Annotated in this window: 27 protein-coding genes, 1 other RNA gene and 1 pseudogene; 7 read left to right on the top strand and 22 right to left on the bottom strand. The window is 67.7% G+C overall.

Translation table 11 applies throughout. The features are described 5' to 3' along the window. Positions 1-253: 253 nt before the first annotated feature. Both VD964_RS04195 and pdxH read right to left on the bottom strand, forming a co-directional pair. The gene (locus VD964_RS04195) at positions 254-1,177 is read right to left on the bottom strand and encodes a cation diffusion facilitator family transporter (RefSeq protein WP_324865880.1); all 924 of its coding nucleotides are present in this window, start codon (positions 1,175-1,177) and stop codon (positions 254-256) included. A gap of 40 nt (positions 1,178-1,217) precedes the next feature. Then, positions 1,218-1,829: a pyridoxamine 5'-phosphate oxidase gene (gene pdxH, locus VD964_RS04190; RefSeq protein WP_324865878.1), complete on the bottom strand. Its 612-nt coding sequence runs from the start codon at positions 1,827-1,829 to the stop codon at positions 1,218-1,220. Positions 1,830-2,017: 188 nt separating this feature from the next. On the opposite strand from pdxH, the gene VD964_RS04185 reads away from it, so the two are divergent. The 3 genes from VD964_RS04185 to VD964_RS04175 all read left to right on the top strand — a co-directional run bounded on the left by VD964_RS04185 (position 2,018) and on the right by VD964_RS04175 (position 4,111). Continuing rightward, positions 2,018-2,491, top strand: coding sequence for an RT0821/Lpp0805 family surface protein (locus VD964_RS04185; protein WP_324865876.1), 474 nt, complete (start codon positions 2,018-2,020; stop codon positions 2,489-2,491). A gap of 51 nt (positions 2,492-2,542) precedes the next feature. Beyond that, a complete protein-coding gene (locus VD964_RS04180) occupies positions 2,543-3,505 on the top strand; it encodes a J domain-containing protein (protein WP_324865874.1) in 963 nt (320 codons plus the stop codon). A 219-nt stretch (positions 3,506-3,724) separates the two neighbouring features. Then, entirely contained in the window at positions 3,725-4,111 is a 387-nt protein-coding gene (locus tag VD964_RS04175) for a DUF805 domain-containing protein (RefSeq protein WP_324865872.1), read from the top strand. Between the two features lie 4 nt (positions 4,112-4,115). On the opposite strand, the gene VD964_RS04170 is transcribed toward VD964_RS04175, so the two are convergent. Continuing rightward, positions 4,116-5,486, bottom strand: a complete 1,371-nt coding sequence (locus VD964_RS04170) for a YihY family inner membrane protein (RefSeq protein ID WP_324865870.1) — start codon at positions 5,484-5,486, stop codon at positions 4,116-4,118. A 118-nt stretch (positions 5,487-5,604) separates the two neighbouring features. Between VD964_RS04170 and fabI the strand changes: the two genes are divergently transcribed. Further along, positions 5,605-6,453 carry an enoyl-ACP reductase FabI gene (gene fabI, locus VD964_RS04165; protein WP_085088841.1) on the top strand — a complete coding sequence of 283 codons (849 nt, stop codon included), beginning with the start codon at positions 5,605-5,607 and terminating at the stop codon, positions 6,451-6,453. 153 nt (positions 6,454-6,606) lie between these two features. Then, complete coding sequence (locus VD964_RS04160; RefSeq protein ID WP_324865866.1) at positions 6,607-7,752, top strand: hypothetical protein; 1,146 nt, start codon at positions 6,607-6,609, stop codon at positions 7,750-7,752. Positions 7,753-7,860: 108 nt separating this feature from the next. Here the strand turns inward: VD964_RS04160 and ftsH are convergent, their stop codons facing one another. From ftsH to VD964_RS04065, 19 genes and pseudogenes are all read right to left on the bottom strand, one after another. Further along, positions 7,861-9,798 (bottom strand): ATP-dependent zinc metalloprotease FtsH, encoded by a 1,938-nt coding sequence (gene ftsH / locus VD964_RS04155; protein WP_324865864.1) that lies wholly within the window; start codon positions 9,796-9,798, stop codon positions 7,861-7,863. An 82-nt stretch (positions 9,799-9,880) separates the two neighbouring features. Continuing rightward, entirely contained in the window at positions 9,881-11,239 is a 1,359-nt protein-coding gene (gene tilS / locus VD964_RS04150) for a tRNA lysidine(34) synthetase TilS (protein ID WP_324865862.1), read from the bottom strand. After that, positions 11,239-12,102: a tol-pal system protein YbgF gene (gene ybgF, locus VD964_RS04145; protein ID WP_324865860.1), complete on the bottom strand. Its 864-nt coding sequence runs from the start codon at positions 12,100-12,102 to the stop codon at positions 11,239-11,241. Before ybgF ends, tilS begins: the two co-directional genes overlap by 1 nt. A 236-nt stretch (positions 12,103-12,338) precedes the next feature. After that, positions 12,339-12,809 carry a peptidoglycan-associated lipoprotein Pal gene (gene pal / locus VD964_RS04140; RefSeq protein WP_044549598.1) on the bottom strand — a complete coding sequence of 157 codons (471 nt, stop codon included), beginning with the start codon at positions 12,807-12,809 and terminating at the stop codon, positions 12,339-12,341. Positions 12,810-12,960: 151 nt separating this feature from the next. Continuing rightward, complete coding sequence (gene tolB, locus VD964_RS04135; protein ID WP_149223231.1) at positions 12,961-14,313, bottom strand: Tol-Pal system beta propeller repeat protein TolB; 1,353 nt, start codon at positions 14,311-14,313, stop codon at positions 12,961-12,963. Between the two features lie 2 nt (positions 14,314-14,315). Beyond that, the gene (locus VD964_RS04130) at positions 14,316-15,467 is read right to left on the bottom strand and encodes a hypothetical protein (protein WP_324865856.1); all 1,152 of its coding nucleotides are present in this window, start codon (positions 15,465-15,467) and stop codon (positions 14,316-14,318) included. Positions 15,468-15,483: 16 nt separating this feature from the next. Next, on the bottom strand, positions 15,484-15,966 hold the full coding sequence (locus VD964_RS04125; protein ID WP_324865854.1) for a biopolymer transporter ExbD: 483 nt from the start codon (positions 15,964-15,966) through the stop codon (positions 15,484-15,486). Positions 15,967-15,969: 3 nt separating this feature from the next. Further along, the gene (gene tolQ, locus VD964_RS04120; RefSeq protein WP_149223228.1) at positions 15,970-16,704 is read right to left on the bottom strand and encodes a protein TolQ; all 735 of its coding nucleotides are present in this window, start codon (positions 16,702-16,704) and stop codon (positions 15,970-15,972) included. Positions 16,705-16,764: 60 nt separating this feature from the next. Beyond that, entirely contained in the window at positions 16,765-17,259 is a 495-nt protein-coding gene (locus VD964_RS04115; protein WP_324865851.1) for a YbgC/FadM family acyl-CoA thioesterase, read from the bottom strand. Further along, the gene (ruvB, locus tag VD964_RS04110; RefSeq protein WP_324865849.1) at positions 17,252-18,325 is read right to left on the bottom strand and encodes a Holliday junction branch migration DNA helicase RuvB; all 1,074 of its coding nucleotides are present in this window, start codon (positions 18,323-18,325) and stop codon (positions 17,252-17,254) included. The genes VD964_RS04115 and ruvB overlap by 8 nt, the downstream gene beginning before the upstream one ends. Continuing rightward, positions 18,322-18,948 carry a Holliday junction branch migration protein RuvA gene (gene ruvA, locus VD964_RS04105; protein WP_324865847.1) on the bottom strand — a complete coding sequence of 209 codons (627 nt, stop codon included), beginning with the start codon at positions 18,946-18,948 and terminating at the stop codon, positions 18,322-18,324. Before ruvA ends, ruvB begins: the two co-directional genes overlap by 4 nt. Beyond that, positions 18,945-19,349, bottom strand: coding sequence for an endonuclease domain-containing protein (locus VD964_RS04100; protein ID WP_324865884.1), 405 nt, complete (start codon positions 19,347-19,349; stop codon positions 18,945-18,947). Before VD964_RS04100 ends, ruvA begins: the two co-directional genes overlap by 4 nt. A gap of 183 nt (positions 19,350-19,532) precedes the next feature. Then, positions 19,533-19,997 (bottom strand): annotated as a pseudogene (gene ruvC, locus VD964_RS04095) (crossover junction endodeoxyribonuclease RuvC); the annotation flags it as partial. Between the two features lie 81 nt (positions 19,998-20,078). Next, complete coding sequence (locus tag VD964_RS04090) at positions 20,079-20,831, bottom strand: YebC/PmpR family DNA-binding transcriptional regulator (RefSeq protein WP_310114392.1); 753 nt, start codon at positions 20,829-20,831, stop codon at positions 20,079-20,081. 172 nt (positions 20,832-21,003) lie between these two features. Next, a complete protein-coding gene (locus VD964_RS04085) occupies positions 21,004-21,828 on the bottom strand; it encodes a TIGR00282 family metallophosphoesterase (protein ID WP_324865844.1) in 825 nt (274 codons plus the stop codon). A 22-nt stretch (positions 21,829-21,850) separates the two neighbouring features. After that, positions 21,851-22,435, bottom strand: a complete 585-nt coding sequence (locus VD964_RS04080; protein ID WP_324865842.1) for a 5-formyltetrahydrofolate cyclo-ligase — start codon at positions 22,433-22,435, stop codon at positions 21,851-21,853. A 29-nt stretch (positions 22,436-22,464) separates the two neighbouring features. Beyond that, positions 22,465-22,628: non-coding RNA, 6S RNA (gene ssrS / locus VD964_RS04075), on the bottom strand. A gap of 14 nt (positions 22,629-22,642) precedes the next feature. Beyond that, positions 22,643-22,951 (bottom strand): cell division protein ZapA, encoded by a 309-nt coding sequence (locus VD964_RS04070; protein ID WP_310114398.1) that lies wholly within the window; start codon positions 22,949-22,951, stop codon positions 22,643-22,645. 4 nt (positions 22,952-22,955) lie between these two features. Beyond that, positions 22,956-23,180, bottom strand: coding sequence for a hypothetical protein (locus tag VD964_RS04065; RefSeq protein WP_324865840.1), 225 nt, complete (start codon positions 23,178-23,180; stop codon positions 22,956-22,958). A gap of 399 nt (positions 23,181-23,579) precedes the next feature. Between VD964_RS04065 and tkt the strand changes: the two genes are divergently transcribed. Further along, on the top strand, positions 23,580-25,574 hold the full coding sequence (gene tkt, locus VD964_RS04060; RefSeq protein WP_324865838.1) for a transketolase: 1,995 nt from the start codon (positions 23,580-23,582) through the stop codon (positions 25,572-25,574). Positions 25,575-25,633: 59 nt separating this feature from the next. Continuing rightward, positions 25,634-25,772 (top strand): glyceraldehyde 3-phosphate dehydrogenase NAD-binding domain-containing protein (locus VD964_RS04055; protein WP_324865882.1); only part of this gene is annotated, 139 nt, incomplete at its 3' end.

The raw sequence follows: 25,772 nt of genomic DNA, 5'->3' as shown, positions 1-25,772 counted from the left end.
TCTTGCTGTTTTATAACCGAGCGCTTTCTCCCAAGCACTATTATTGCGCTTTTGAGACATGTTCGCAACGAACCGGCGGTCCGAGACGGGCCCGGCACCCCCTGTCCTTTGGTAGGATACCTTTAGGAGAGGCTACGCCCGCGGATTGTGCACGATCGGAAGTTCATCGCGAAATACGGGACTTCCCGCAATACGGCACCGTATCACGAGGGCCATTCCGCAAGGGTCCCGGCACGACCGGACCGCTTGGCGCTCATCCGGCGATGCGGTTGTCCAGCCGGTCGTCGGCAAGCCCGGCGGGCTCCTGATGGACCAGAACCTCGGCGTTGACGAAGGCGTCCCGCAGCCTCCGCTCCACCCGGTCGGCGATCTCGTGCGCAGCGGTCAGGGTCAGGGCTCCGTCCAGTTCCAGGTGCAGCTCGATAAAACAGCCGGTGCCGGCGTTGCGGGTGCGCAGGTCGTGCAGCCCGCGCACGCCCGGCTCGGCCCGGGCGAGCGCGGCGATGCGGTCGCGCTCCTCCTGCCCCAGTTCGCGGTCCATCAGGACGTCCAGCGCGTCGCGCGCCACGCCGCGGGCACCGTTCAGCAGGAACAGCGCGATGCCGATGCCGAACAGCGGATCGACGATGGCGAGCCCGGTCGCTTCCGTCAGCAGGATGGCGGCGATGACGGCGCTGTTCATCAGCAGGTCGCCGGCATAATGCAGCCGGTCGGCCCCGATGGCGACGGAGCCGGTGGCCGCCTGCACCCGGCGCTGGAAGGTGATGAGGCCGGCCGTCAGCACGATCGACAGCAGCATCACCGCAACGCCGATTGTCCCCTCGGCGATCGGTTCCGGCCGGAAAAGGCGCCGCACCGCCTCGACGCTCAGCAGCACGGCCGAACCGGCGATGAAGGCCGCCTGGGCCAGCGCCGCCAGCGCCTCCGCCTTGCCATGGCCGTAGCGGTGATTGGCGTCGGCCGGCCGCAAGGCCTGGCGCACCGCCAGCAGCGTCACCAGCGACGCCATCAGGTCGGTGCTCGAATCGATCAGCGACGACAGGATGCTGACCGATTCGGTCAGCAGATAGGCTGCCAGTTTCGCCGCGATCAAGGTGGAGGCCACCGCCACGCTGGCATAGGTGGCGCGACGGCGCAGGCGGTCCGCCCGAGCGCCGCTGTCCAGGGTTTCGCTCACGACCTGCCTTCTTTTCCGGGCTTTCGTTCAGGGCTTCTGTTCAGGGATAGAGCCGCTCGGTCGTCCAGACCGGCGGCGCTGCCTCCGTCGCCTCCGCCGCCCGGCGGTAGACCAGCCGGTCGTGCAGGCGGAAGGGCCGGTCGCGCCAGAACTCGATGCGCAACGGCAGGACGCGGAAGCCGGTCCAGTGCGGCGGCCGCGGCACGGTGCCGATGGCGTATTTCGCGGTGAACTGGGCCACGCGCTTCTCCAGCTCCCACCGGCCCTCCAGCGGGCGCGACTGCTGCGAGGCCCAGGCGCCGATGCGGCTTTCGCGCGCGCGGCTTTCGAAATAGGCGTCGGCCTCGGCGTCGGTCACGACCTCCACCGCCCCTTCAACCCGCACCTGCCGGCGCAGGGTCTTCCAATGGAAGCACAAGGCGGCGTTCCGATTCGCGAGCATCTGCTCGCCCTTCCGGCTCTCGGAGTTGGTGTAGAAGACGAAACCGCGCGGATCGATGCCCTTCAGCAGCACCATGCGCACCGACGGAATGCCGCCGGCATCGGCGGTCGCCAGCGCCATGGCGTTGGGGTCGTTGGGCTCGCTCTGCTCGGCTTCCTTCATCCATTCGGAGAAGAGTTCGTAAGGGTCGCGCTCGCTGCTGTCGGTCATGCCGGTGGATCCTGTCTCGATGGGTCCCGCACCGCCCGCAGGCAGGGTGCGGGGGCTATCCTCTGTGCAAAAGCGAAAGGGTCACAGCCTCATCACAATTCACAGCAAGGATAGGGTCGCTTATATCACTGTCCACCGCGAAGCCACCGATAAGGTGCCGCGGCAACCAACCTTTTCGAGGCGCAAGGATGTTCGTGAAGAAAGTCGTTCCGGCCGTGATCGTCGTGGGCCTGCTGGCCGGATGCCAGACGGGCGGTCAGAAGGAAACGGTCGGCACGGTCGGCGGCGCGGTCGCCGGCGGCCTGATCGGTTCGCAGATCGGCGGCGGAACGGGCAAGCTGGTGGCGACCGGCGTCGGCACGCTGCTGGGCGCCTTCATCGGCCGCGAGGTCGGCGGCTCCCTCGACAAGGCCGATGCCGGCTATGCCGAGACCGCGGCCCGTCAGGCCTATGCCGCCCCGGTCGGCGACCGCATCAACTGGAACAACCCGCAGTCGGGCAATTCCGGCACCATCGTGACCACCCGCGACGGCTACAGCAACACCGGCACCTACTGCCGCGAGTTCCAGCAGACCATCGTGGTCAAGGGCCGGACGGAGCAGGCGTACGGAACCGCTTGCAAACAGGCCGACGGTACGTGGAAGATCATCGGCAACTCGTAACACGTCCGACCTGCAACCCTTGAGCCCCCTTGGGGCGGGAATTCTCTGCCCGTGGCTACGCGCGATCCCTACAGCGTTCTCGGCGTCAGCCGGTCCGCCAGTGCCGACGACATCAAGAAGGCGTACCGCAAGCTCGCCAAGCAGCATCACCCGGACCTGAAGCCGGGCGATGCCGCCAACGAGGAGCGGTTCAAGGAAATCTCGGCCGCCTACACGCTGCTGTCGGATACCGAGAAGCGCGCCCGCTACGACCGGGGCGAGATCGACCCATCGGGGCAGGAGCGGCACGCGGGCTTCGGCAACCGCGGCCGGACCAGCAGGGGCAAGGCCTACAGCGGCACCGCCGACGACAGCTTCTTCGGCGGCGGTGACGACTGGTTCTCCGACCTGTTCGGCGGCGGCCGGCGCCGCCCCGGCGCGGCCGGGGCCGGGATGGGCGGCGGCTCCACCGGCGGTTCCACGGGGCCGAAGGTTCGCGGCAGCGACATCTCCTATTCCGTCACCGTCCCCTTCGTGGAGGCGGCGAACGGATCGAAGCGCCGCATCAACCTGTCCAACGGCAAGAGCATCGACGTCGCCATCCCGCCCGGGACGGAAAACGAGACGAAGCTTCGCCTGAAGGGCCAGGGCCTACCCGGCATGGGCGGCATGCCCAACGGCGACGCCATCGTCGAGGTGCATGTCGAATCCCACCCCTTCTTCACCCGGCAGGACGGCGACATCCACGTCGAGGTGCCGATCACCCTGAACGAGGCGGTGCTGGGCGCCACCGTCAATGTCCCGACCATCAGTGGCAAGGTGGCGGTGAAGGTGCCGCCCGGCGCCAACACCGGCTCCGTCCTGCGCCTGCGCGGCAAGGGGGTGGTGAACCAGGCCACCAAGCAGCCGGGCGACCAGTATGTGAAGCTGAAGGTCGTCCTGCCCGACCCGCCCGATGCCGAACTGGTCAAGTTCGTGGAACAGTGGGCCAAGACCCGCAGCTACGACGTCCGCAAGAAGGCTGGGCTGGAGTAAGCGAGAGCATCGGGTCGCCGTGCATGCGGCGGCTTCGACAGGCGGCCTGCCCTCCGGGGCGGGCCGTTTTCGTATGCGCCGACCCCTGATGCGCGGCACCACGCCGCTGCCAGGGCCGACTTGCGTCGACCGAGAGTGTTGCACCGCACCGATTGCCTGCGGATCGTGACGTCATCAGGCTTTCCAATCGCGGCAGGCCATTCGCCGAGGTAGTGGACAATGAATTTCTTCGACGCCGTCAGGTCGGTGCTTTCCCAATATGTCGGGTTCTCAGGTCGCGCATTGCGATCCGAATATTGGTTCTGGGTCCTGTTCACCGTGCTGCTCAGCATCGTCACCAGCATCATTGATGTCGCACTCTTTCCGTTTGATGATGTCAGCCCCCTGAGTTCCATCACCAACTTGGCGCTTCTGCTGCCGGGTCTGGCCGTATCGGCCCGCCGCCTGCACGATGTCGGCCGGTCCGGCTGGTGGTTGCTGCTGGCGATTGTTCCGGTGATTGGCTGGATCATCCTCCTGATCTGGACCGTGACCAAGGGCGATGCCGCGGCAAACCGGTTCGGCCCGCCGCCGCAGCCGACCGCCGGTTCGCCCGCCGTCGCCTGAGCGGCTACTTCTTCACCGCCCGCAGCGGCACCGGCCCCGCCGGTGCCTGCCTGTCCCCCTGCCCTGCCGGCTGCCCCTCTGGCGGCAGGTCATCGTTCAGCAGCGTTTTCAGCGGCACGCTCAGCAGGTCGGTCTGGCTGGCTTCCGCGGCATCCAGCAGCCGGGCGGTGCGCTCCTGCCATGGCAGGTTCAGCCCGCCCAGCCCATGGACGGAGCCGCGCATGCCGATGCCCAGCGCCTTCATCAACTCCAGCAGCGTCGCCTCGCCCATGTCGCGGGTCACCACCCAGGCGTCGCGCGTGGTGTGGGCGACCCAATGGGCGTCGCGCAGCTGTTCCAGGATGCCGTCGATCAGAAGCGTGCCAACCGGCACGCGGCCGACCAGCGTGCGGCGGCGCAGTCCCACGCCCAGCCGGCTCGCCTCCATCAGTTCGTGCAGGACGGCGAGCGCCAGCGCCAGCCGCTGGGCCGGCAGCAGCCCTTCCATGCCGCCGCGGGTGACCTTGCCCGCCCGCCATTCCGGCAGGGAGGCGGCGACCACCGCGCCGAACAGCACCGTCGACCACGCGATGTACAGCCAGAACAGGAAGATCGGCACCACGGAGAGGGCGCCGTAGATGGTCTGGTAGGCCGGGTATTCACGCATGTACCAGCCGAAGATCGCCTTCGATCCCTCCAGCAGGACCGATCCGATCGCCCCGCCGCACAAGGCGTCCAGCCAGAAGACATCGCGGTTGGGAATGACGAGATACAGCAGCGTGCAGCCGATCAGCTGCAGGGCGAAGGGCAGCAGCATGCCGATGCCGGCCAGCGGATGGACCACGCCCTCCAGATGCGCCAGTTCCAGCGCGGTCCACAGCGTGCTGGACAGCGACAGGCTGGCCCCGGCGAGCAACGGCGTCAGCGACACCACCGCCCAGAAGGACAGGATGCGGGTGACGTAGGAGCGCGGCTCCCGCACCCGCCAGACGGTGGCGAAGGACCCCTCGATGGTCCAGATCAGCAGCACCGCAGATATCGCCAGCCCGATCACGCCGAAGATCGGCATCTGGCCGGCATTCGCCATGAAGCGGCCGAGATATTCCAAGATCGCGTCGCCGATCTCCGGCACCAGATTCTTGATGACGGCGGTCTGGATGCGCATCTGCAGCGCGCTGAAGGCCGGAAAGGCCGAGAAGACGGCGAAGCCGATGGTCATGATCGGCACGATCGCCAGCAGCGAGGTGTAGGTCAGCGCCGCCGCGGTCTGGAAGCAGTTGTCGTTGTAGAAGCGCAGCATCGAGTGGCCGAAGAAGCCGCCCAGCTCCCTCAGGCCGCCGAAGATGCGGCTGCGCTCCTCCTCCTCAGGGCGGGGCTTGTCCTTAAGGAGAGACATGCGACGCCTCCTGCGGCAAGACCACCCGCGTCGGTTTGACCGGTGGGCGCTTTCGTGTAGGATGCGCCGCACTTTTCGCGGCTGGAGCCGCGGCACATCCGTCGTTCACGAGGTTCCGATGTCCAATCCGATGCCGCTCATGGCCGGCAAGCGTGGCCTGATCATGGGCGTGGCCAACGATCGTTCGATCGCCTGGGGGATCGCCTCCACCCTGGCCCAGCACGGGGCGGAGCTTGCCTTCACCTATCAGGGCGATGCGCTGCTGAAGCGGGTGAAGCCGCTGGCCGAACAGGTCGGCGCCAAGCTGGTCCTGCCCTGCGACGTGACGGACGAGGGCAGCATCGATGCGACCTTCGCCGCCATCGAAAAGGAATGGGGCGGGCTGGACTTCGTGGTTCATGCCATCGCCTTTTCCGACAAGAACGAACTGGACGGGCTGTACCTGGACACGACGCGGGCCAACTTCCTGCGCACGATGGACATCTCCTGCTATTCCTTCACCGCGGTGGCGCAACGCGCCGTGCCGCTCATGAAGGACGGCGGCAGCCTGCTCACTCTATCCTATTACGGCGCCGAGCGCGTCATGCCCCATTACAACGTGATGGGTGTCGCCAAGGCGGCGCTGGAAGCCAGCGTGCGCTATCTGGCCGTCGATCTGGGTGGCCGCAACATCCGTGTCAACGCCATCTCCGCCGGTCCGATCAAGACCCTGGCCGCCAGCGGCATCGGCGACTTCCGCTACATCCTGAAGTGGAACGAGCTGAATGCCCCGCTGAAGCGCAACGTCACCATCCAGGAGGTCGGCGGCGCCGGCCTGTTCCTGATGTCCGATCTCGGCAGCGGCGTCACCGGCGAGGTGATGCATGTCGACAGCGGCTATCACACCGTCGGCATGGTCGCGGTGGACGAGGCGGCCGAGGTCGCCAGCCTGCTGGGCTCGCTGGGCGGCACGCCGAAGGCCGGCTGAGGCCAGCCCGGTTGATCGGCGGCAACGCGCCTGCAATCGCATGAAGAAGAGAGGGATCGGCCCGCCGATCCCTCTTTGCGTTTGCGAGGGCGGCGTTTATGATTTGCGCAATATTCGCGGACTTGGGTAATATTCATGCGCGCTCGTAAGAAAATGGACTCGGTTTCTCCGATCCTTGAGCAGATCCTTTACGGCGGCTCCAGCGTGTCGATGAATCTCATCGCCATCACGCGCGAGATCCCCGAAGAGCAGCGCATGTTCAAGGCGCAGGGCCTGAACAACTGCATCCTCTTCAAATATCCGAACTTCGACGACCGCGACGACGACGGCGGCGATCCGATGGCGGAGGACGAGGATCTGGAGGGCGGCAGCCGGCCGGTGGAGACCGGCATCTATGTGCCGCACAACGCCAAGTCGCCCGAATCCGGCGGCGTCGCCGTCTATCTGCGCGGCCGCAACAGCGAGGCGCTGCTGGAAGAGCAGTTCGGCATCAAGCACGGGCCGCAGGAAAACGGCATCATCGGCGACATGAAGATGCTGCAGATGATCGACGAAGTCCCGTCGCTCGACGCCTTCCTGCTCAAGACCTGCTTCGAGGGGGAGAAGGTCAACGTCGATCCGCGCCACTGGCTGATCAGCAACGAGGAGGACCACCAGCTCCGCCGACTGATCCGCGCCCGCATCGAGCCGATCGTCCGCAAGGCGCTGTCCGGCAGCCAGGGCAGCGCCCAGAGCATCGAGCGCTTCCTGGAAGCGATCTGGAATCCCAACCTGGAGGAAGCCGGCCTGTTCGTGTCCGCCTTCGGCATCGAACGGTCGGAGGCCGACACCATCTTCAGCGCCTGGAAGGGCACCACCTTCTACGAATACCAGCTGCGCCGCATCGCCCCGCGCGCCCGCATCATCCTGACCTGGCTGAAGTCGCGGGAGTGCATTCCGGTCGACATCCGCATGCACAAGCCCTACGAGACCCAGTTGCTGATGCACATCGAGAAGGTGGGCAAGCTGCTGGAGACGACGCTGATGGACATCCGCACCATCCTGTCAGACTACGAGACCGCCTTCAGCAGCTTCATGAACGGCCAGCCGGAACCGTTCCGCGATTATCTGCGCAGCATCCGCTCGCGATACTGGCTGCTCGGCTATTGCGTCTCGGCGCTGACCAGCGTCGCCCATCTGGACGCCCGCTGCATGAAGAACACGCCGTCGCGCAAGCTCTACTTCGAAGGCATGCAGAAGCTGCTGCGCCAGTTCGACGTGGCTCTCGACCGCCGCCGCGAGCAGAAGGGCGCATTCTGAGGGGTCTCCCGAGCCTGCCGGATCGGTCTCCCTCACGCTCACAAGCACCAAAACGGAAAAGGCGGCGCCTCGCAGCGCCGCCTTCTTCATGTCTAGCTATTCGAAGCCTTACGTACCCTGCGGCTCCGGACCCATGCCACCGCTTTCCTGCCCGCTGCTCGGCGGAACGGAGGAGCGGCGGCCGCCGGCGGTCGGGCGCGGCGGGGGAGCGGCGACCGTGTCGCGGTCGTCGTCGCGCAGGATCGGTTCGCCGCGCAGCAGACGGTTGATCTCGTCGCCGCTCAGCGTCTCGTACTCAAGCAGGCCCTTGGCCAGGGTGTGCAGCTGGTCGATGTTCTCGGTCAGGATCACCCGGGCGCGCTCGTAGCTCTCGTCCACGATGCGGCGGATTTCCTCGTCGACCAACTGGGCGGTGCGGTCGGACATGTTCTTGTGCTGGGTCACGGAATGGCCCAGGAACACCTCCTGCGTCGGCTCGCCGTAGAGCAGCGGCCCGAGCTTGTCGCTCATGCCCCACTCCGTCACCATGCGGCGCGACATCTCGGTCGCCATCTTGATGTCGCCCGAGGCGCCGGTGGTCACCCGCTCCTTGCCGAAGATCAGCTCTTCGGCGATGCGGCCGCCCATGGCGACGCACAGGTCGGCCAGCAGCTTGGCCTGCGACAGGCTGATGCGGTCGCCTTCCGGCAGGCGCATCACCATGCCCAGCGCACGGCCGCGCGGGATGATGGTGGCCTTGTGGACCGGGTCGCTGTCGACGCAATGGATGGCGCAGATGGCGTGGCCGGCCTCATGGTAGGCGGTCAGCTTCTTCTCGTCCTCGGTCATCACCATGGAGCGGCGTTCCGCACCCATCATGACCTTGTCCTTGGCGGCCTCGAACTCGGCCATGCCGACGACGCGCTTGCCGATGCGGGCCGCGAGCAGCGCCGCCTCGTTGACCAGGTTGGCCAGATCGGCGCCGGAGAAGCCGGGGGTGCCGCGGGCGATGACCTTGGCGTCGACGTCCGGGGACAGCGGCACCTTGCGCATGTGGACCTTGAGGATCTTCTCGCGGCCCAGCACGTCGGGGTTCGGCACCACGACCTGACGGTCGAAGCGGCCCGGACGCAGCAGCGCGGGATCGAGAACGTCCGGACGGTTGGTCGCGGCGATCAGGATGACGCCCTCGTTCGCCTCGAAACCGTCCATCTCGACCAGCAGCTGGTTGAGAGTCTGCTCACGCTCGTCGTTGCCGCCGCCCAGGCCGGCACCGCGATGGCGGCCGACCGCGTCGATTTCGTCGATGAAGATGATGCAGGGGGCGTTCTTCTTGCCCTGTTCGAACATGTCGCGGACGCGGGACGCACCCACACCGACGAACATTTCGACGAAGTCCGAACCGGAGATGGTGAAGAACGGGACATTGGCTTCGCCGGCCACCGCGCGGGCGGTCAGCGTCTTGCCGGTACCCGGCGGGCCGACCAGAAGGCAGCCCTTCGGAATCTTGCCGCCCAGCCGCTGGAACTTCTGCGGGTCCTTCAGGAACTCGACGATCTCCGTCAGCTCCTGCTTGGCCTCGTCGATGCCGGCGACGTCGTCGAAGGTCACGCGCCCGACCTTCTCGGTCAGCAGGCGGGCCCGCGACTTGCCGAAGCCCATCGCCTTGCCGCCGCCGGACTGCATCTGGCGCATGAAGAAGATCCAGACGCCGATCAGCAGCAGCATCGGGAACCAGGACAGCAGCACCGAGAACAGCGACGGCACGTTGCTGTCGTCGGGGACCGCGTTGATCCGGACGTTCTTGTTGGTCAGGCGCTCGACCAGCCCCGCTTCGGGCGGGACATAGGTGCTGAAGGAGCGGCCGTCCGAGAAATGGCCCGAAACCTGGTTGCCCTTGATCGTCACGTCGGCGACCTGGCCCCGGTCCACTTCGGCGAGAAGCTCGCTGAACGGAACGGTCGTTTGCGGGCTGCGGGTGGAGGAACTCTGGAACAGATTGAACAGGGCCACGAGCAGCAGCCCTATGATAATCCAGAGCGCGAGGTTCTTGCCGAAATTGTTCACGTCACACGCCTTTCTGCGAACCCATCGCCATGCGGTGCGCCGACAAGGCCGCACCCCGGACTCCTACGGGCACGTTCCCAGATTAAATAATGCCGCGCCGGTCCGAAACAACCGTAAAAGCTGGTCTTCCCAACGGCGAAATTGGACGGAAGTTCGCGCGATCCATCGGGGCCTGTCCTTCCGCGTCGACCCCGTATGCGCCACCGATCGTCGGTATGGCAAGCATTTCCGTTCCCAACCAAAGGCTTGGCAGCGACTCGCGCACCGGAACCGGCAGCTCGGACAATCCCGAATGCCCACCCTGCCCCGCCCCTTTGCGCCATCCCGCGGCTCCAAGTGCCGCGACCTCGACGGGCTGATCCCATCGGCTCGACACCCGCAGGTCGAAGCGCCCATCCCACAGGATGCGACTGCCGGGCTGCACCAGCCGCCGCTCCACCGCCGCCGGTTCACGCGCGACCATGACCGCACCGCGGCGCATCCGCACCACGCATCCGCCCAAGGTCCCGCCCTTCCCGTCGGCCAGCAAGCCGAGCAGACGGTCCAACGCCTCGTCCCGCACCGGGCCGGGTCCCCCGACCGTCGCCAGTGCCTGCGCCAGCGCCCGCAACGCGATCTCTTCCGGCGCGGCCAGCAGCGGGGCTGGGGCCAGCGTAACCCAGCCTTCGGGATGGATGGTCGCGGTCTGCGCCAGCAAATCCGCGGTCGCCTGTTCCAGCGCGGCGCGGGCGCGACCGGCCCGGCGGGCGACCTCGCACAGCCGGTCGCCGTCCAGCCCCTCCCCGCCCAGCAGATCGCGGGCGGCACGCAGGCGGGCACGGGCGAAACGCGGGTTGTGGTTGGAGGGATCCTCGACCCACTCCAGTCCGGCGGCGCGGCAGGTCGCCAGCAGCCGGCCATGGGAGAAGCCCAGCAGCGGACGGATCACCCGAACGGCGCCGTCGGCGCGCACCGCCGCCATTCCCGCCAGCCCGTCGGTGCCGGAGCCGCGGGCCAGCCGCAGCAGCACAGTCTCCGCCTGATCGTCGCGGTGATGGGCCAGCGCCAGATGCAGAATGCCGGCCTCGACGCAGGCATCGGCCAGCAGCCGGTGTCGCGCCGTCCGTGCCGCCGCCTGCAGTCCGGCGGCCGGCTTGTCACCCTCCCAGCGAAGGATGCGGTGGGAAACGCCGAGCCCGGCCATCACCGTTCCGACCACCTCCGCCTCGGCAGCGGACTCGGCGCGCAGGCCATGATCGACGGTGAGCGCCAGCAGACTGCCGCCCCGCTCTGCGACCCAATGCCGCAGCAGCAGGATCAGCGCCAGACTGTCGCCGCCGCCGGACAGGCCGACCGCCACGGCAGGCGCCGGCTCGAAGCCGTCCAGCGCCACCATCGCGCGGGCGAACTCCCCCGGGGTCACCGGGGCAGCATCGCCCCACGCGGTGCCCGCACCGGTCATCAGGCCGGGCAATTGATGCGCTTGCGCTCCGTGTCGGCGCGGCGCTTCACGCTGGCCGAGGCTTCGGGGAACTTGGTCAGCAATTGGCTGAAGGCGGTGCAGGCATCCGACTTCTTGTTCATCTGCTGCAGCGTCATGCCAAGCTTCAGCAGGCTGTCCGCCGCCTTCGGGTTGGTGCGGTACTTGGACAGCACTTCGGCGAAGGCCTGGGCCGCTTCCGGATACTTGTTGCGGACGTAATAGCTCTCGCCCAGCCAGTACTGCGCATTACCGGCATAGGCATGGCTCTTGTTCTTGACGATGAACTCCTGCAGCGCCTTCTCCGCCCGGTCGTAATCGGAGTTGCGCAGCAGTTCGAACGCCTGCTCATACTGCTTTTCCGGCGACAGCCCGGCGGTGGACGGCGGGTTGGCGGCGGCGGTCTGCGCCGGCTTGTCGGCAGGCTTCTTGTCGTCCGCCTTCGCGGCGGCCTTGGGCGGAGCGGCGTCGGACATCGCGCCGCCCATAGCACCGCCCATAGCGCCCCCCATGGCGCCGCCGCCCTTCTCCAGGTCCTTCAGGCGGAAATCGATGTCGCCGTTGATCTTCTCCAGGCGCTCGCGCAGCTGGGTGATCTGGTAGGTCGACTCCTCGTACTTGCCGGTCAGCTCCTGCATCGAGCGTTCCAGGTTCTGCAGCCGGATCTCGAAATCCGCCGCGACGGAGGGCGACAGCTGCGCCACCTCCACCGGCCCGCCCAGCGCCGCGACCTGCGTTTCCAGCGATTGCAGCCGCTCGATCTGCCCCTTGGACTGGGCCAATGCGGGGCTTGCCGCGAGCATGCCACCCAGCAGCAGGGCGGCGACGGGACGGATGTGGGTCATGCGCGTGGGATCCTGAGGAGATCTGAGGCCGGAGGGCGGAAACACCCACGGCGACCATGGCAAACGAAAAAGGCGACGCAATGGCCGCTGTTTAGCAGAAGTTTCGCGGCGGCGCAAAGAACCGCCGTCGTCCTATGCCCATGCCGGAAATCTCTGGCGCCAAAAGAAAAGGCGCCGCACCGGTTGCCCGGCGGCGGCGCCTTATCCCATTCCCCGTCAGGCGGGGACCGGCGTCATTAGTTGACGACGGTCACGCCGCGGCGGTTCTGCGACCAGGCGGCCTCGTTCGAGCCAACCACCGCCGGACGCTCCTTGCCGTAGGACACGACATTGACGCGGTTCGGGGTGATGCCCTTGGCGGCCAGGTAGTTCTTCACCGAGTTGGCGCGGCGCTCACCGAGAGCCAGGTTGTACTCGCGGGTGCCGCGCTCGTCGGCATGGCCCTCGACGGTGACGGTGACCGAGCCGTAGGTCTGCAGCCACTTGGCCTGGCGGTCCAGGGTGGCGCGAGCCTCCGGCGACAGGTCGTAGCGGTCCAGGCCGAAGAAGACGCGGTCGCCGACGTTGACGACGAAATCTTCCGCCGAGCCCGGACGGACCGACGACTGCTGGGCACCGGTGTTCGCGCCGTTGGCGGCGTCGTTCGGAGTGGATTCGCAAGCGGCGAGCAGAGCGACCGCGGCGAGAGCGAGGAACTTCATACGCATGTTCAGGGACCCCTTGAACGAAACTTGTTGATTGGCCGGATCCTTAGTCAGCGCGAGAACCGCTTCTTTCCGCCAAGCCCCGACGAAAAGACGACGTCCGACCTATGTCTTGAGCATTGCTCTCGCGTGGCCGCAAAATAGGGCTACTCCACTAGGGAATCAAGGGCGACCACGCGGGGTCCGACGCGTCGACCGGGCTGCTGACGCGGCGCTCGTTGGCGCCGGTGATGTCGATGCTGTACAGCTTGGCATTGCGGCCACGACCGTCACCCGACGGCAAGTCCTTGAAGAACATGAGAACACGGCCGTTCGGCGCCCAGGTCGGGCCTTCGACGTGGAACGACTCGGTCAGGATTCGTTCTCCCGTCCCATCCGGACGGATTACGCCGATTGCAAAGCTGCTACCACGCTGGCGCGTGAATGCGATCAGGTCGCCGCGCGGCGACCACACCGGCGTTCCGTACCGGCCCTCGCCGAAGGTCAGCCGCTTCACGCCCGACCCGTCGGCGCTCATGGTGTAGAGCTGCTGGGTGCCGCCGCGGTCCGATTCGAAGACGATCCGCTGGCCGTCCGGAGAATAGCTGGGACCGGTGTCGATGCCCGGCGCGTCGGTCAGCTGCGTCTGGCGGCGGGTGCGCAGGTCCAGCGTGTAGATGTCGGTGTTGCCGTTCTGGGCCATCGACATGATGACCTTGTTGCCGTCCGGCGAGAAGCGCGGGGCGAAGGTCATGCCGGGGAAGTCGCCCAGGACCTCCTGGCGGCCGGTGTCGATGTTGAACAGGTACACGCGCGGCTTCTTGTTGAAGTACGACATGTAGGTGATTTCCTGGGACGTCGGCGAGAAGCGCGGCGTCAGGACGAGCGTCTGCCCGTCGGTCAGGAACTGATGGTTGGCGCTGTCCTGGTCCATGATGGCCAGTTGCTTCTTGCGCGAATTCGCCGGGCCGGATTCAGCCACATAGACGATGCGCGTGTCGAAATAGCCGTCCTCGCCGGTCAGGCGCTTGTAGATGGCGTCGGCCACGATGTGGGCGATGCGGCGCCATTCCTGCGGCGAGGCGCTGTAGCTCAGCCCCTGCATGTACTGGCCGGCAGCGACGTCCCACAGGCGGAAGTCGACCTTCATGCGGCCGTCGGCGCCCGTGGTGGTGTTGCCGGCGACCAGCGCCTGGGCGCCCAGCGCCTTCCAATCCTGGTAGCGCGGCTCACCCGTGCGCAGCTGGTCGGGGGTCTGCAGGAAGCCGCGCGGGTCCAGCGGCTTGAACAGGCCGGACCGCTCCAGGTCGTCGGAGATGACCTTGGAGATGTCGGCGCCCATCTGCGCATCGCGCCCGCCGGATCCGGCGAAGCTGGTGATCGCGATGGGCAGCGGTTCGGACACGCCCCGCGTGATGTCGATGCGCAACTCGGCGCGCGCCTCCTGCGGAGCGGCAACGCCGAGGGAGAGGAGAAGCGCGCCGGTGGCCCCGGCCAGCTTCAACAGAAGCCTCGTCTTCGTCGTCATGGTCAGAACATGTCCCTCGGGTCGAAATTGAGTACGATGTCGCGCCATTCTGAGTAGGTAGATGCAGTAAACTCATTAGGAGGTAACTGCAACGGACTAGCCCTTCTCACGGCTCGAACGGCTGCGTCGGCGGAAGCCTGGAAGGCTTTGTCGCTAAAGTAACGAGACCTGTACTTCTCGTCGATTTTAACGTCCAAAACTCCACCATGCTGGTCAACTACCACCCGCAGCTCAACCTTCATTGATGCAGCATCTTTCCTGCCAACATCAAAGTTCCAGTTTTTTGCCAGCTGCCCCCGAATTGCTTCCAAAGCTTGCCCAGAAGGCTTGAACGGCCGGTCGGGACCGGTCGTCGCCTTGGCCGCCCCGGCCGGAGCCGCGGATGCGGTCTTCTGGCTGGGTTTGGCGTCGCTGTTCGCGCTGGCCGATGCCTTGCCGTCCGCCTTCGGGTTGTCCGACGGCTTGATCTTCCCGACGTTCGACAGCAGGTCGGACAGCGGGTCGGTCTTGGCCGACGGCTTCTCCGGCTGCTTGGCGGGAGCGTCCGTCTTCTTCGGATCGGCCTTGGCGGCGTCCTTCGGCGGCTCGGCCTTCGCGACCTCCTTGGGGGGCTCGGGCTTCTTCGGTTCCGGCTTCGGCTCGTGCTTCGGCGGCTCCGGCTTGGGCGGCTCCGGTTTCGGAGGCTCAGGCTTCGGCGGTTCCGGTTTGGGCGGCTCGGGCGGCTTCGGAGTCGGCGACGGCGCCGGATCCGGGGGCGGCGGGGGCGGCGGCGGAGGCGGAGGGGGCGTCGGAGCAGGCTTGGGCGGAGGCGTCGGCTCGCGCGGGGGCGGCGGCACCTGGGCGACCTTCGGCGGCTCCGGCGTCTTGGCAGGCGGCGGGGGCGGAGGGGGCGGCTCGTCCTCCTCGTCCGGCGGTTCGGGCGCCGGCGGCGCCGGCTTCGCTTCGGGCACGGGCGGACGTGGCGCGGCGTTGGCGGCCGGCTTCGGTTCGCCCTTCTCGACGCGGGCGGCCTCGGTGACCTCGCCGACGTCGACGATCTCGATCGGGATCGAGGAGGCGATTTCGAGCTTGCGATCGCTGGGCGGCATGCCGAGCACCATCAGCGCGACCAACGCGACGTGCAGCACCGCCGAGGCGATCAGGGGCTTGCGCATGGGAGTTCCGCCCGCCTCAACGCGCCGGCTTGGGTGCGCCGACCCGTGCGCTGGACGCGGTCGGGCCGTTCGGCATCTCGGCGACCAGACCGACCTTCTTGAAGCCGGCGGCGCTCATGGTGCCCATCACCTCCAGCATCTTGCCGTATGCGATCTTGGCGTCGCCGCGGACCAGGATGCGGGCTTCGGGGTTGTTGTTGGTCACCGCGATCAGCAGCGGCACCATGTTGCCCAGATCGACCGGCGTCTCCTGCACGAAGACGCGGCCGTCGGTCTGCACGGTGACGAACAGCGGATCCTTCTGCTGCTCCAGCGGAGCGGCGTTGGTCTTGGGCAGGTCGACCGGCACGCCGACGGTCAGCATCGGGGCGGCCACCATGAAGACGATCAGCAGGACCAGCATGACGTCGATGAACGGCGTCATGTTGATCTCGGCCATCGCGCGATAGCCCCGGCGCTTACCGCGCCCGTGGGATTTGCCTGCGAGTTGTCCGGCCATGGTTCAGGCGGCTCCCCGCTCCTCGAGGTGGCGGGACAGGATCGCCGAGAACTCGCCCGAGAAGGTGTCCAGCCGGTCGGCGTAGCGGCCGAGGTCGGTGGAGAACTTGTTGTAGGACAGCACCGCCGGGATGGCGGCCAGCAGGCCCATGGCGGTGGCGAACAGCGCCTCGGCGATGCCGGGCGCCACCACGGCGAGGCTGGTGTTGCCGGAGCCGGCGATGGAGGTGAAGGAGTTCATGATGCCCCACACCGTGCCGAACAGGCCGATGAAGGGGGCGGTGGAGCCGACCGAGGCCAGGAAGGTCATGTAGCGTTCGGCCCGCGCCATCTCACGGCCGATGGTCACCGCCATCACCCGCTCCACCCGCTGCTGCAGCGAGCCCTTCATGGTGCCGGCGATGCCGCGGTCGGCGGCGTGGCGCCACTCGCGCATGCCGGCGGCGAAGGTCGCGGCCATCGGATCGGCCGGCGACTGGCCGATGCGGTCATACAGCGCGTCCAGCGAACCGCCGGACCAGAAGGCCTCCTCGAAGGCGTCGGCCTGGGCGTTCAGGCGGCGGATGCGCATCAGCTTCTCGATGATGATCGCCCAGCACCACACCGAGGCGACGATGAGCATCAGCATCACGATCTTGACGACCGCATCCGCCTGCCAGAACAGGCCAAGGATGGTGATCTCATGTGCCGTCGTGGCGGCGGCGTTGCCGGCCAGTTGGGCGGTTTGCAGGGCGTCCATCGCAGTCAATCTCGCGTTTGCGCTGTTGGCACGGGGAGTGGAAGGGAAAGGGTCGAGCGGTCAGGCAGGCAGTGAAGAGGATTGCTTTGCATGCAGTGTCTCCATCGCCGCTTTCACCGCATCGGGAAGGCGCACGGCCCGCCCGGCGCGGCTGCCGGCTTGGCTGATCGTCACCAGCTGCAGGTCGGCGCGCGCCAGCACGCGACCGTCGCGGCGGATGACTTGTGCAACTGCGAAGGAGGCACCGCGGATATCGACGATTCGGGTTTCCACTTCAAGCGTGTCCTCCAGCTTGGCAGGGGCGTCAAAATCGATGGTCAGACGCCGTACCGCAAATGACACACCTGTGACATCGCTCGAGCCCTCCGCCATCTCCTTCTGACGGAAGCCCATCAGGTACAGCATCTCCGTCCGCGCCCGCTCCGCAAAGCGGAGGTAGTTGGCGTGATAAACGATGCCGCCGGCGTCGGTGTCCTCGTAATAGACCCGCAACGGATAACGGTGCGTCCCGTCCTCCGCGAACCAGCCGGACAGCGAGGCGGCCCGCTCACTCATCGCCGTCCCCCTCCGTCGGGTCGGGAACCCGGTCCAACAGGTCGAGCTGCCGGATCGGCGCGTTGGGCGGATTGAGCCCGAGATAGCGGAAGCCCTGGTCGGTCAGCATGCGCCCGCGCGGCGTGCGCTGCAGGAAGCCCTGCTGGATCAGGTAGGGTTCCACCACCTCTTCCAGCACGTCGCGCTGCTCGCCCAGGGCCGCGCCCAGCGTCTCCACGCCCACCGGCCCGCCGCCGTAATTGTTGGCGACCAGCCCCAGGTAACGGCGGTCCATGCTGTCCAGCCCCAGCCGGTCGACCTCGAGCCGGGTCAGCGCGGCGTCGGCGACCCGCTTGTCGACTTCCTCCACGCCGGCCACTGCGGCGAAATCACGCACCCGGCGCAGCAGCCGCCCCGATACGCGCGGCGTGCCGCGCGACCGGTTGGCGATCTCGCGCGCGCCCTCCGGCGTGATCCCCATGCCCAGCACGCCGGCGGCGCGGCGCACGATCAGTTCAAGCTCGTCCGGCTCGTAGAACTGCAGGCGCACGGGAATGCCGAAGCGTTCGCGCAACGGGCGCGTGATCAGGCCGCTGCGTGTCGTGGCGCCGACAAGGGTGAAGGGCGGCAGGTCGATCCGGATGGATCGCGCCGACGGGCCTTCGCCGATGATGAGGTCGAGTTGGAAATCCTCCATGGCGGGATAGAGCACCTCTTCCACGGCGGGATTAAGGCGATGAATCTCGTCGATGAAGAGGACGTCGTGCGGCTGCAGGTTGGTCAGCAGCGCGGCCAGATCGCCGGCCCGCGCGATGACCGGCCCGGAGGTGGCGCGGAAGCCCACGCCCAGCTCGCGCGCTACGATCTGCGCCAGCGTCGTCTTGCCCAGACCGGGGGGCCCGAACAGCAGCACATGGTCCAGCGCCTCGTTGCGGGAGCGGGCGGCCTGGATGAAGATCGACAGGTTCTCGCGCGCCTGCCGCTGGCCGATGAACTCGGCAAGCGTCAACGGGCGGATCGACGCCTCGGCCGAATCGCCGTGGCCCTGGCCCGGCTGGACCAGACGGTCGGAATTGGGGTCGCTCATTGGCTCAGTTCCTTGAGGCCCTGGCGGATCAGATCGGACACGCCGGCATCATCGCCCAGCACCCGCCCGGCGGCGACGACCGCGCCGAAGGCCTCCGACCGGCCATAGCCGAGATTGACCAGCGCCGACACCGCATCGGCCAGCGCCGGGCTGGCGCCCGGAACGGCGGCGGGGGCGCCCTTGCCGGCCGGCGCGCCCGTGGTCGCCGCGGGGCCGAGCGCCAGATTGCCGACCTTGTCCTTGAGTTCGTTGAGGATGCGCGCCGCAACCTTCGGCCCGACGCCGTCGGCCCGCACTAGCGCGGTCTTGTCCTGCGAGGCGATGGCGCGGGTCAGCTGGTCGGGGTCGAGCACGCCGAGGATCGACAGCGCCAGACGGGCGCCGACGCCCTGGATGGTGGTCAGCAGCTTGAACCACTCCCGCTCCGCCTGATCTCCGAAGCCGTGCAGGACGATGCGTTCCTCGCGGATGAAGGTCTCCACCACCAGCGACGCCCGCTCCCCCACCGCCATGCGCGACAGCGTTCGGTTGGAGCAGGACAACAGGTAACCGACGCCGTTCACGTCGAGCACGACCCAGTCGGTGCCGGTGGAATCGACGATGCCGGTCAGCTTGGCGATCATGGGAACTCCCGGCCCGAGGGCTGGCTGCGAAGAATGGGGGTCTCTTCGAGACGCGCACGGATGGTCTCCAGCACGCCGTCAAGGTTGTCGATCACGTCGGTGTTCCAGAAGCGCAGGATGCGGAAGCCGGCCTGCTCCAGCATGCGCGCGCGCCTTTCGTCATGGGCGGCGCGCTGCTCGGCATGCTGGCCGCCGTCCAATTCGATGATCAGGCGATGGTCATGGGCGACGAAGTCGGCAACGAAGCCAAGGATCGGCTCCTGCCGCCGGAATTTCGCACCGAGCTGGGCATTGCGCAGCTTCTGCCAGACGATCTTTTCCACATCCGTGGCATTCATCCGCAGGTCGCGCGCGCGTTCCGTGATGTATTCGGTGGGCTTCGTTTTCGCAACCCGCGCCATGTCCCCCACTCGCTCAAGGGCGTTCTCCCCCTCTCCCCCCCGGGGAGAGGGTCGGGGTGAGGGGGAGGCGTTGCGTGGCGTCTTGGGGGAGGCACGCCGCGCGTCCCCCTCACCCTGCCCTCTCCCCGGGGGGGAGAGGGTTTGTCGCATCGGTTCGGCGTTCTTCCGCCACATCGTCCAACTGGCGCGGTGGTGCGCGTGGCAGATCGCCACGGCCAGCGCGTCGGCGGCGTCGGGGCTGCCGATCTCGCAGCCGGGCAGCAGCAGGCGCACCATCGTCTGAACCTGCGCCTTTTCGGCGCGGCCCTGTCCGACGACCGCCTTCTTGACCATATTGTTGGCGTATTCCGCCACCGCCAGCCCGGCCTGGGCCGGCACCAGCAGCGCCACGGCGCGGGCCTGCCCCAGCTTCAGGGTGGACACCGCGTTGCTGTTGACGAAGGTCTCCTCCACCGCCGCCTCGTCGGGGTGGTAGCGCTCCACCACCGCAGACAGGGCGTCGTGAAGCTGCACCAGCCGCTCGGCCAGCGGGCAGGAGTCGTCGGAATGCACCGCGCCGTCGGCGACGTGGCTCAGGCGGTTGCCCGCCACGTCGATGATGCCCCAGCCGGTGTGGCGCAGGCCGGGATCGATCCCCAGCAGCCGCACCGGCGAGGGCACCCCTGCCTCAGTTCGTCCTGCCCGCGCAAACACGGCACCCGCACTCCGCCTGCAAGACCCGCGTCGATGTTACGCAGTCAGCTTCTGCATCAATTCGTCGGAGATGTCGAAGTTGCCTTCGACCACCTGGACGTCGTCGTTGTCCTCCAGCACGTCCAGCAGCTTCAGCAGGCTGGCCGCGGCATCCTCGGACGGGGCGACGGTGTTCAGCGGACGCCAGGTCAGCCGCGCGCTCTCCGCACCGCCGAACTTGGCCTCCAGCGCGTCGCGCACGGCGCCGAAGTTCTCGACGGTCGTGGTGACCTCATGCCCCTGCTCGTCGGATTCGACGTTGTCGGCACCGGCCTCCAGCGCCACCTCGAACACGGCGTCGGCATCCGCCGCGGCGGCCGGGTAATAGATCGCGCCGATGCGGCTGAACATGAAGCTGACCGAGTTGGTCTCGCCCAGGCTGCCGCCATACTTGGTGAAGCTGGAGCGCACTTCCGCGGCGGTGCGGTTGCGGTTGTCGGTCAGCGCCTCGACGATCAGCGCGACGCCGCCGGGACCGTAGCCCTCGTACCGCACCTCCTCGTAGTTCGCGTCGTCGCCGCCACCGGGCGTGCCCTGCTTGATGGCGCGGTCGATGCGGTCGCGCGGCATGTTCTGCGCGCGTCCAGCCAGGATGGCGGCGCGCAGGCGCGGGTTGGCCGCCGGGTCCGGCAGGCCGCTCTTGGCGGCGACGGTGATCTCGCGGGCGAGCTTGTTGAAGATCTTGGACCGCTTGGCGTCCTGCGCGCCCTTGCGGTGCATGATGTTCTTGAACTGGGAATGACCGGCCATGGGTCGAACGAGCCTCGAAACGGAAGATGGTCAATCGGGCGGGGTGAGCGCACGACACATGTAACAGGTCTGCCGCCCCACCGCACCTTTTCGGCGCGGGAGACGACACCCACGGGATTAGAAAGTCAATATGGCGAGATTGCGGCGCGGCCGGGCCTAAGCCGTGAACGCCCTACTGCATCCGCTCCGGCAGAGTCTGGCTCAGCCGCCCGCCGATGCGCAACGGTTCGATGCGGACAGCCAGCCCGCTGCGGTCGTCGGTCTCGACGTAGCAGCCGCAGACGGTGCCCTCCCCTTCCGCCGGGGACAGCCGTTCGGTCGGCAGCTTGCGTACCATCTTGGCCAGCGCCACCTCCTTCTTCATGCCGATGGCGCTGTCGTAATCGCCGCACATGCCGGCGTCCGACTGATAGGCGGTCCCCTTCGGCAGCACCATGTGGTCGGCCGTCGGCACATGGCTGTGGGTGCCCACCACCAGCGAGGCGCGGCCGTCGCAGAAATGGCCCATGATCATCTTCTCGCTGGTCGCCTCGCCATGCATGTCGACCAGCACGGCATCGACGCCCCCCGGCCCGAGGCGATGCGCCTTCAGCACCCGGTCCACCGCGGCGAACGGGTCGTCCATCGGCTCCATGAACAGGCGAAGCAGCACGTTGATGACCAGCACCTTGCGCCCGCCGCGCGCCTGCAGCAGGACGAATCCGCGGCCGGGCGTGCCCTCCGGGTAGTTCAGCGGGCGGATGATGCGCGGCTGCTGCTCGATGGTGCCGACCAGTTCCTTCTGGTCCCAGGTGTGGTTGCCCAGCGTGACCACGTCGATTCCGGCGGCGAAGAACTCCTCGGCGATCTTGACCGTGACGCCATAGCCGCCGGCGGAATTCTCGCCGTTCACCACGGTCAGGTCGGGGTCCAGCCGCTCGCGCAGCATCGGCATGTGCGCCAGCACCGCATCGCGCCCGGCCCGGCCCACCACGTCGCCGAAGAACAGAATCCGCATCGCCCCAACCTTCCCGATAATCTCACTTACGAATGCGGAGCGTTTCCCGCTCCGTCACGATCCAGTCCAGCCGCTCGTCATGGCCGTCCACCGGCACCGCCGGCATTTCCTGCGCCGCAAAGGCCACGCCCACCGCCAGAACCGCCCCACCCGCCCGCAGGCTGTCCAGCGTCCGATCATAATAGCCGGCGCCATAGCCCAGCCGGTGCCCGCCGCGGTCGAAGGCCAGCATCGGCACCAGCAGCAGCGACGGGCGCAGCACGGCACGACCCTCCTCCGGCTCCTGAATGCCGTAACGGCCGGCCGCCATTGGCGCTTCCGGATCCCAATCCCGAAAGACCAGCGCGGTGCCGCGCGGCCCAGAGACCGGCAGCCCGACGGAGTGACCAAGGTGTTTAAGATGGAGCAAAGCCGGCCGCGCGTCGAGTTCGGAGCCGAGCGGCCAATATCCCCCGGCGTCGCCGCGCGGCAGATGACCGCCGCGCGCCAGTTCGGCGATGCGGTCGCGCACGGCGGCGGATGCGGCGGGGCGGTCGGAAACGGCGATGGCGTCGCGCCGGACGCGCGCCTCGCGTCGGGCGGCGTCCTTGGCTTGCGGATCGGTCATCGCGGACTGCGCAGGGGAAGAAAAGGGTGGAAGGTGCCGCCTCGGCCGGTGGCCATGTGCCTATCCTCCATGGCCTGCATGAGCAGGTGGGCGCCATATACCCGGCCCGATGGGCCGGACAGGGACAGCTCCCTAGAGATCAAGGTTATCGGCCCTGGGGATTATTGCAGCCTGTCGAACCAGGCAGCGGTCCTTCCGTGTACCAATCTAGGCGCGCTCGAGCCGCGCGGCAACCTCTTCGATGCGTTTTGCCACACGATCGAGTTCGCCGACCACCGCGACCTCGTCCACGGCGGGGGCGATCCCCTTGTTGGACATCACGTCCTGCAGCTCGTCGGCCAGCACCAGGCAGGTCATCAGCATCATCTGAGCCTCCGACCCGCTGCGCCCGCCGCCGGTCAGACGGCGCAGCCGGTCGTCGACGTAAGCCGCCAGTTCGCGCAGCCGCGCCTCCTGCCCGTCCTCGCACAGCATCCGATAGAAACGGCCGTTCACTTCGATGTCGACCTGGGCCATGGCGTCAGCTCTCCAGCACTTGTTGCAGCCGGGCGATGGCGACCTCCAGCCGCTGGGACACCGCCTCGGCGGTGGCCTGGGCGGTCGCGCGATCTGCCCGCGCGGTTTCCAGCGCCTGCGACAGGTCCTGTTCGCGCCGGCCGACCCGCTCCTCGCGCGCCGCAGCGGCATGTTCCAGCCGGTCCACGGAACGGCCGAGACGGTCGAGAGCGGCTTTCAGGGAATCCATGGACGTCAACCTCGACCTGTGGGCACGTCATGTTCATGGAGCAGACGGAGCCCGACCGGCTGTCCGCCAAGCCGAGCCGCTGCTGTTCGGAGCGGATAGAGTTGGGCCGGCACAGCGGCCGCGTCAACCGTCACGACGGAGTCTTCCACCGAATGCCCATACGGAATACCGGGACGTGACGGAAGGCCGCAGCGGATGCGACAGTGACGAAACAATGCCGGACGAAGCGCCTCCCACACGGAAGAGGGGCCTCTGCCATACCATTTCCTACCCCATTCCCATGTTGACCTGCGGACGGCGGTTCTGCATGGTGCGCCCGTTTCGCGGCGCCTTGTCAAGGCGACCGCGCAACCATCGTTGCCGACGCCGCACCGCGCCCGATTCCGCAGGAAACGCCAGATGTCCGCTGCCTCCGCCCAGCCCTCCCTCCACACGATGGCCAGCGCGATCCGCGCGCTCTCCATGGACGCGGTCGAGGCCGCGAAGTCCGGCCACCCGGGCATGCCGATGGGCATGGCCGACGTCGCCACGGTCCTCTTCACCCAGTATCTGAAGTTCGATCCGAAGAACCCGTCCTGGCCCGACCGCGACCGTTTCGTGCTGTCGGCCGGCCACGGCTCGATGCTGATCTACTCGCTGGCCTACCTGACCGGCTACGAGCGGATGACCATCGACGAGATCAAGAACTTCCGCCAGCTGGGCAGCCTGACCCCCGGCCACCCGGAAGTCGATCCCAGCCTGGGCATCGAGATGACCACCGGTCCGCTGGGCCAGGGCGTCTCCACCGCCGTCGGCATGGCGCTGGCGGAGCGGATCACCAACGCCCGCTTCGGCGACGAGCTGATCGACCACTACACCTACGTCATCGCCTCCGACGGCGACCTGATGGAGGGCGTCAGCCACGAGGCCTGCTCGCTGGCCGGCCATCTCGGGCTGAACCGCCTGATCGTGCTGTGGGACGACAACCACATCTCCATCGACGGCTCGACCGACCTCAGCTTCACCGACGACACCCAGGCGCGCTTCCGCTCCTACGGCTGGAACACCATCGCCGTCGACGGCCACGACACCGACGCCGTGTCGAAGGCCATCGCCCAGGCCCGGACCTCCACCGACAAGCCGACGCTGATCGCCTGCCGCACCATCATCGGCAAGGGCGCGCCGAACAAGGCCAACACCCACGGCTGCCACGGCTCGCCGCTGGGTGCCGACGAGGTCGCCGCGACCCGCGAGGCCATCGGCTGGACCCATGAGGCCTTCGTCGTTCCCGACGAGGTTCTGGCCGCCTGGCGCGCCGCGGGCACCCGCAGCACCGACGCCTACGCCGCCTGGGCCGGCCGCCGCGCCGGCCTGACCGAGGCCGCCGGCAAGGCCTTCGACGAGGCCTTCGGCCGCGGCGTTCCCTCCGCCCTGACCGACGCCATCGTCGCCTTCAAGGAGAAGGTCAGCGCCGACAAGCCGAGCTGGGCGACCCGCGTCGCGTCGGGCAACACGCTGGAGGTTCTGGTCCCGGCGATCCCGGAGATGATCGGCGGCTCCGCCGACCTGACCCCGTCGAACAACACCAAGGTCAAGAACACCGCCGACGTGAAGGGCAAGGGCGAGTTCGCCGGCCGTTACGTCCGCTACGGCGTGCGCGAGCACGGCATGGCGACGCTGATGAACGGCATGACGCTGCACGGCGGCGTCATCCCCTACGGCGGCACCTTCATGCAGTTCGCCGACTACTGCCGTCCGTCGATCCGTCTGGCTGCGCTGATGAAGCAGCGCACCATCTTCGTGATGACCCACGACTCGATCGGTCTCGGCGAGGACGGCCCGACCCACCAGCCGGTGGAGCATCTGGCGGCGCTGCGCGCCATCCCGAACCTGCTGGTTCTGCGCCCGGCCGACGCGGTCGAGACCGCCGAGTGCTGGCAGATCGCGCTGGAGGCCACCGGCGCCCCGTCGGTCCTGGCGCTGACCCGCCAGAACGTGCCGACCCTGCGCACCGAGCATACGGCCGAGAACCTGGCCGCCCGCGGCGCTTACGTCCTGGCCGAGGCCGAGGGGGAGCGCAAGGCGACCATCCTCGCCACCGGTTCGGAAGTTTCGCTGGCGATGGAGGCCCGCAAGGCCCTGCAGGCCCAGGGCATCGGCACCGCCGTTGTGTCTATGCCGAGTTGGGAACTGTTCGAGCGTCAGGACGATGCGTACAAGGCATCGGTGCTGGGCTCCGGCGTGCGCGTCGGCGTCGAGGCGGCGATCCGTCTGGGCTGGGACCGCTGGCTGGGCGCGAACGGCGCCTTCGTCGGCATGGCCGGCTTCGGCGAATCGGCCCCCTACCAGGAACTGTACAAGCACTTCGGCATCACCGCCGAAGCGGTCGTGGACGCCGTTAAGGCGCGTCTCTGAGAGAAGCCGAAGGGGCGTCCAGCCGAATTCGGGCGCCCCATATCCAACTGGAGGAAGTCATGGCTGTACGGGTAGCGATCAACGGTTTTGGCCGCATCGGCCGTCTGGTTCTGCGCGCCATCTACGAGAGCGGCCGCAAGGACGTGGAGGTCGTGGCGATCAACGACCTGGCCGATCTGAAGGCCAACGCGCACCTGC

Source organism: Azospirillum sp. (genome assembly GCF_035628975.1).
In the GTDB taxonomy this organism is placed as follows: Bacteria; Pseudomonadota; Alphaproteobacteria; order Azospirillales; family Azospirillaceae; genus Azospirillum.
The sequence above is the reverse complement of the archived record's forward strand: the minus strand, read 5'-3'. Positions and strand labels throughout refer to the sequence as shown.

Excerpts from the sequence above, each read along its gene's own strand:
- pdxH (WP_324865878.1), bottom strand. The coding sequence starts at position 1,829 with ATGACCGACAGCAGCGAGCGCGACCCTTACGAACTCTTCTCCGAATGG.
- VD964_RS04185 (WP_324865876.1), top strand. The coding sequence starts at position 2,018 with ATGTTCGTGAAGAAAGTCGTTCCGGCCGTGATCGTCGTGGGCCTGCTG.
- VD964_RS04175 (WP_324865872.1), top strand. The coding sequence starts at position 3,725 with ATGAATTTCTTCGACGCCGTCAGGTCGGTGCTTTCCCAATATGTCGGG.
- VD964_RS04170 (WP_324865870.1), bottom strand. The coding sequence starts at position 5,486 with ATGTCTCTCCTTAAGGACAAGCCCCGCCCTGAGGAGGAGGAGCGCAGC.
- fabI (WP_085088841.1), top strand. The coding sequence starts at position 5,605 with ATGTCCAATCCGATGCCGCTCATGGCCGGCAAGCGTGGCCTGATCATG.
- VD964_RS04160 (WP_324865866.1), top strand. The coding sequence starts at position 6,607 with ATGGACTCGGTTTCTCCGATCCTTGAGCAGATCCTTTACGGCGGCTCC.
- tilS (WP_324865862.1), bottom strand. The coding sequence starts at position 11,239 with ATGACCGGTGCGGGCACCGCGTGGGGCGATGCTGCCCCGGTGACCCCG.
- ybgF (WP_324865860.1), bottom strand. The coding sequence starts at position 12,102 with ATGACCCACATCCGTCCCGTCGCCGCCCTGCTGCTGGGTGGCATGCTC.
- pal (WP_044549598.1), bottom strand. The coding sequence starts at position 12,809 with ATGCGTATGAAGTTCCTCGCTCTCGCCGCGGTCGCTCTGCTCGCCGCT.
- tolB (WP_149223231.1), bottom strand. The coding sequence starts at position 14,313 with ATGACGACGAAGACGAGGCTTCTGTTGAAGCTGGCCGGGGCCACCGGC.
- VD964_RS04130 (WP_324865856.1), bottom strand. The coding sequence starts at position 15,467 with ATGCGCAAGCCCCTGATCGCCTCGGCGGTGCTGCACGTCGCGTTGGTC.
- VD964_RS04125 (WP_324865854.1), bottom strand. The coding sequence starts at position 15,966 with ATGGCCGGACAACTCGCAGGCAAATCCCACGGGCGCGGTAAGCGCCGG.
- tolQ (WP_149223228.1), bottom strand. The coding sequence starts at position 16,704 with ATGGACGCCCTGCAAACCGCCCAACTGGCCGGCAACGCCGCCGCCACG.
- VD964_RS04115 (WP_324865851.1), bottom strand. The coding sequence starts at position 17,259 with ATGAGTGAGCGGGCCGCCTCGCTGTCCGGCTGGTTCGCGGAGGACGGG.
- ruvB (WP_324865849.1), bottom strand. The coding sequence starts at position 18,325 with ATGAGCGACCCCAATTCCGACCGTCTGGTCCAGCCGGGCCAGGGCCAC.
- ruvA (WP_324865847.1), bottom strand. The coding sequence starts at position 18,948 with ATGATCGCCAAGCTGACCGGCATCGTCGATTCCACCGGCACCGACTGG.
- VD964_RS04100 (WP_324865884.1), bottom strand. The coding sequence starts at position 19,349 with ATGGCGCGGGTTGCGAAAACGAAGCCCACCGAATACATCACGGAACGC.
- VD964_RS04090 (WP_310114392.1), bottom strand. The coding sequence starts at position 20,831 with ATGGCCGGTCATTCCCAGTTCAAGAACATCATGCACCGCAAGGGCGCG.
- VD964_RS04085 (WP_324865844.1), bottom strand. The coding sequence starts at position 21,828 with ATGCGGATTCTGTTCTTCGGCGACGTGGTGGGCCGGGCCGGGCGCGAT.
- VD964_RS04080 (WP_324865842.1), bottom strand. The coding sequence starts at position 22,435 with ATGACCGATCCGCAAGCCAAGGACGCCGCCCGACGCGAGGCGCGCGTC.
- VD964_RS04070 (WP_310114398.1), bottom strand. The coding sequence starts at position 22,951 with ATGGCCCAGGTCGACATCGAAGTGAACGGCCGTTTCTATCGGATGCTG.
- VD964_RS04065 (WP_324865840.1), bottom strand. The coding sequence starts at position 23,180 with ATGGATTCCCTGAAAGCCGCTCTCGACCGTCTCGGCCGTTCCGTGGAC.
- tkt (WP_324865838.1), top strand. The coding sequence starts at position 23,580 with ATGTCCGCTGCCTCCGCCCAGCCCTCCCTCCACACGATGGCCAGCGCG.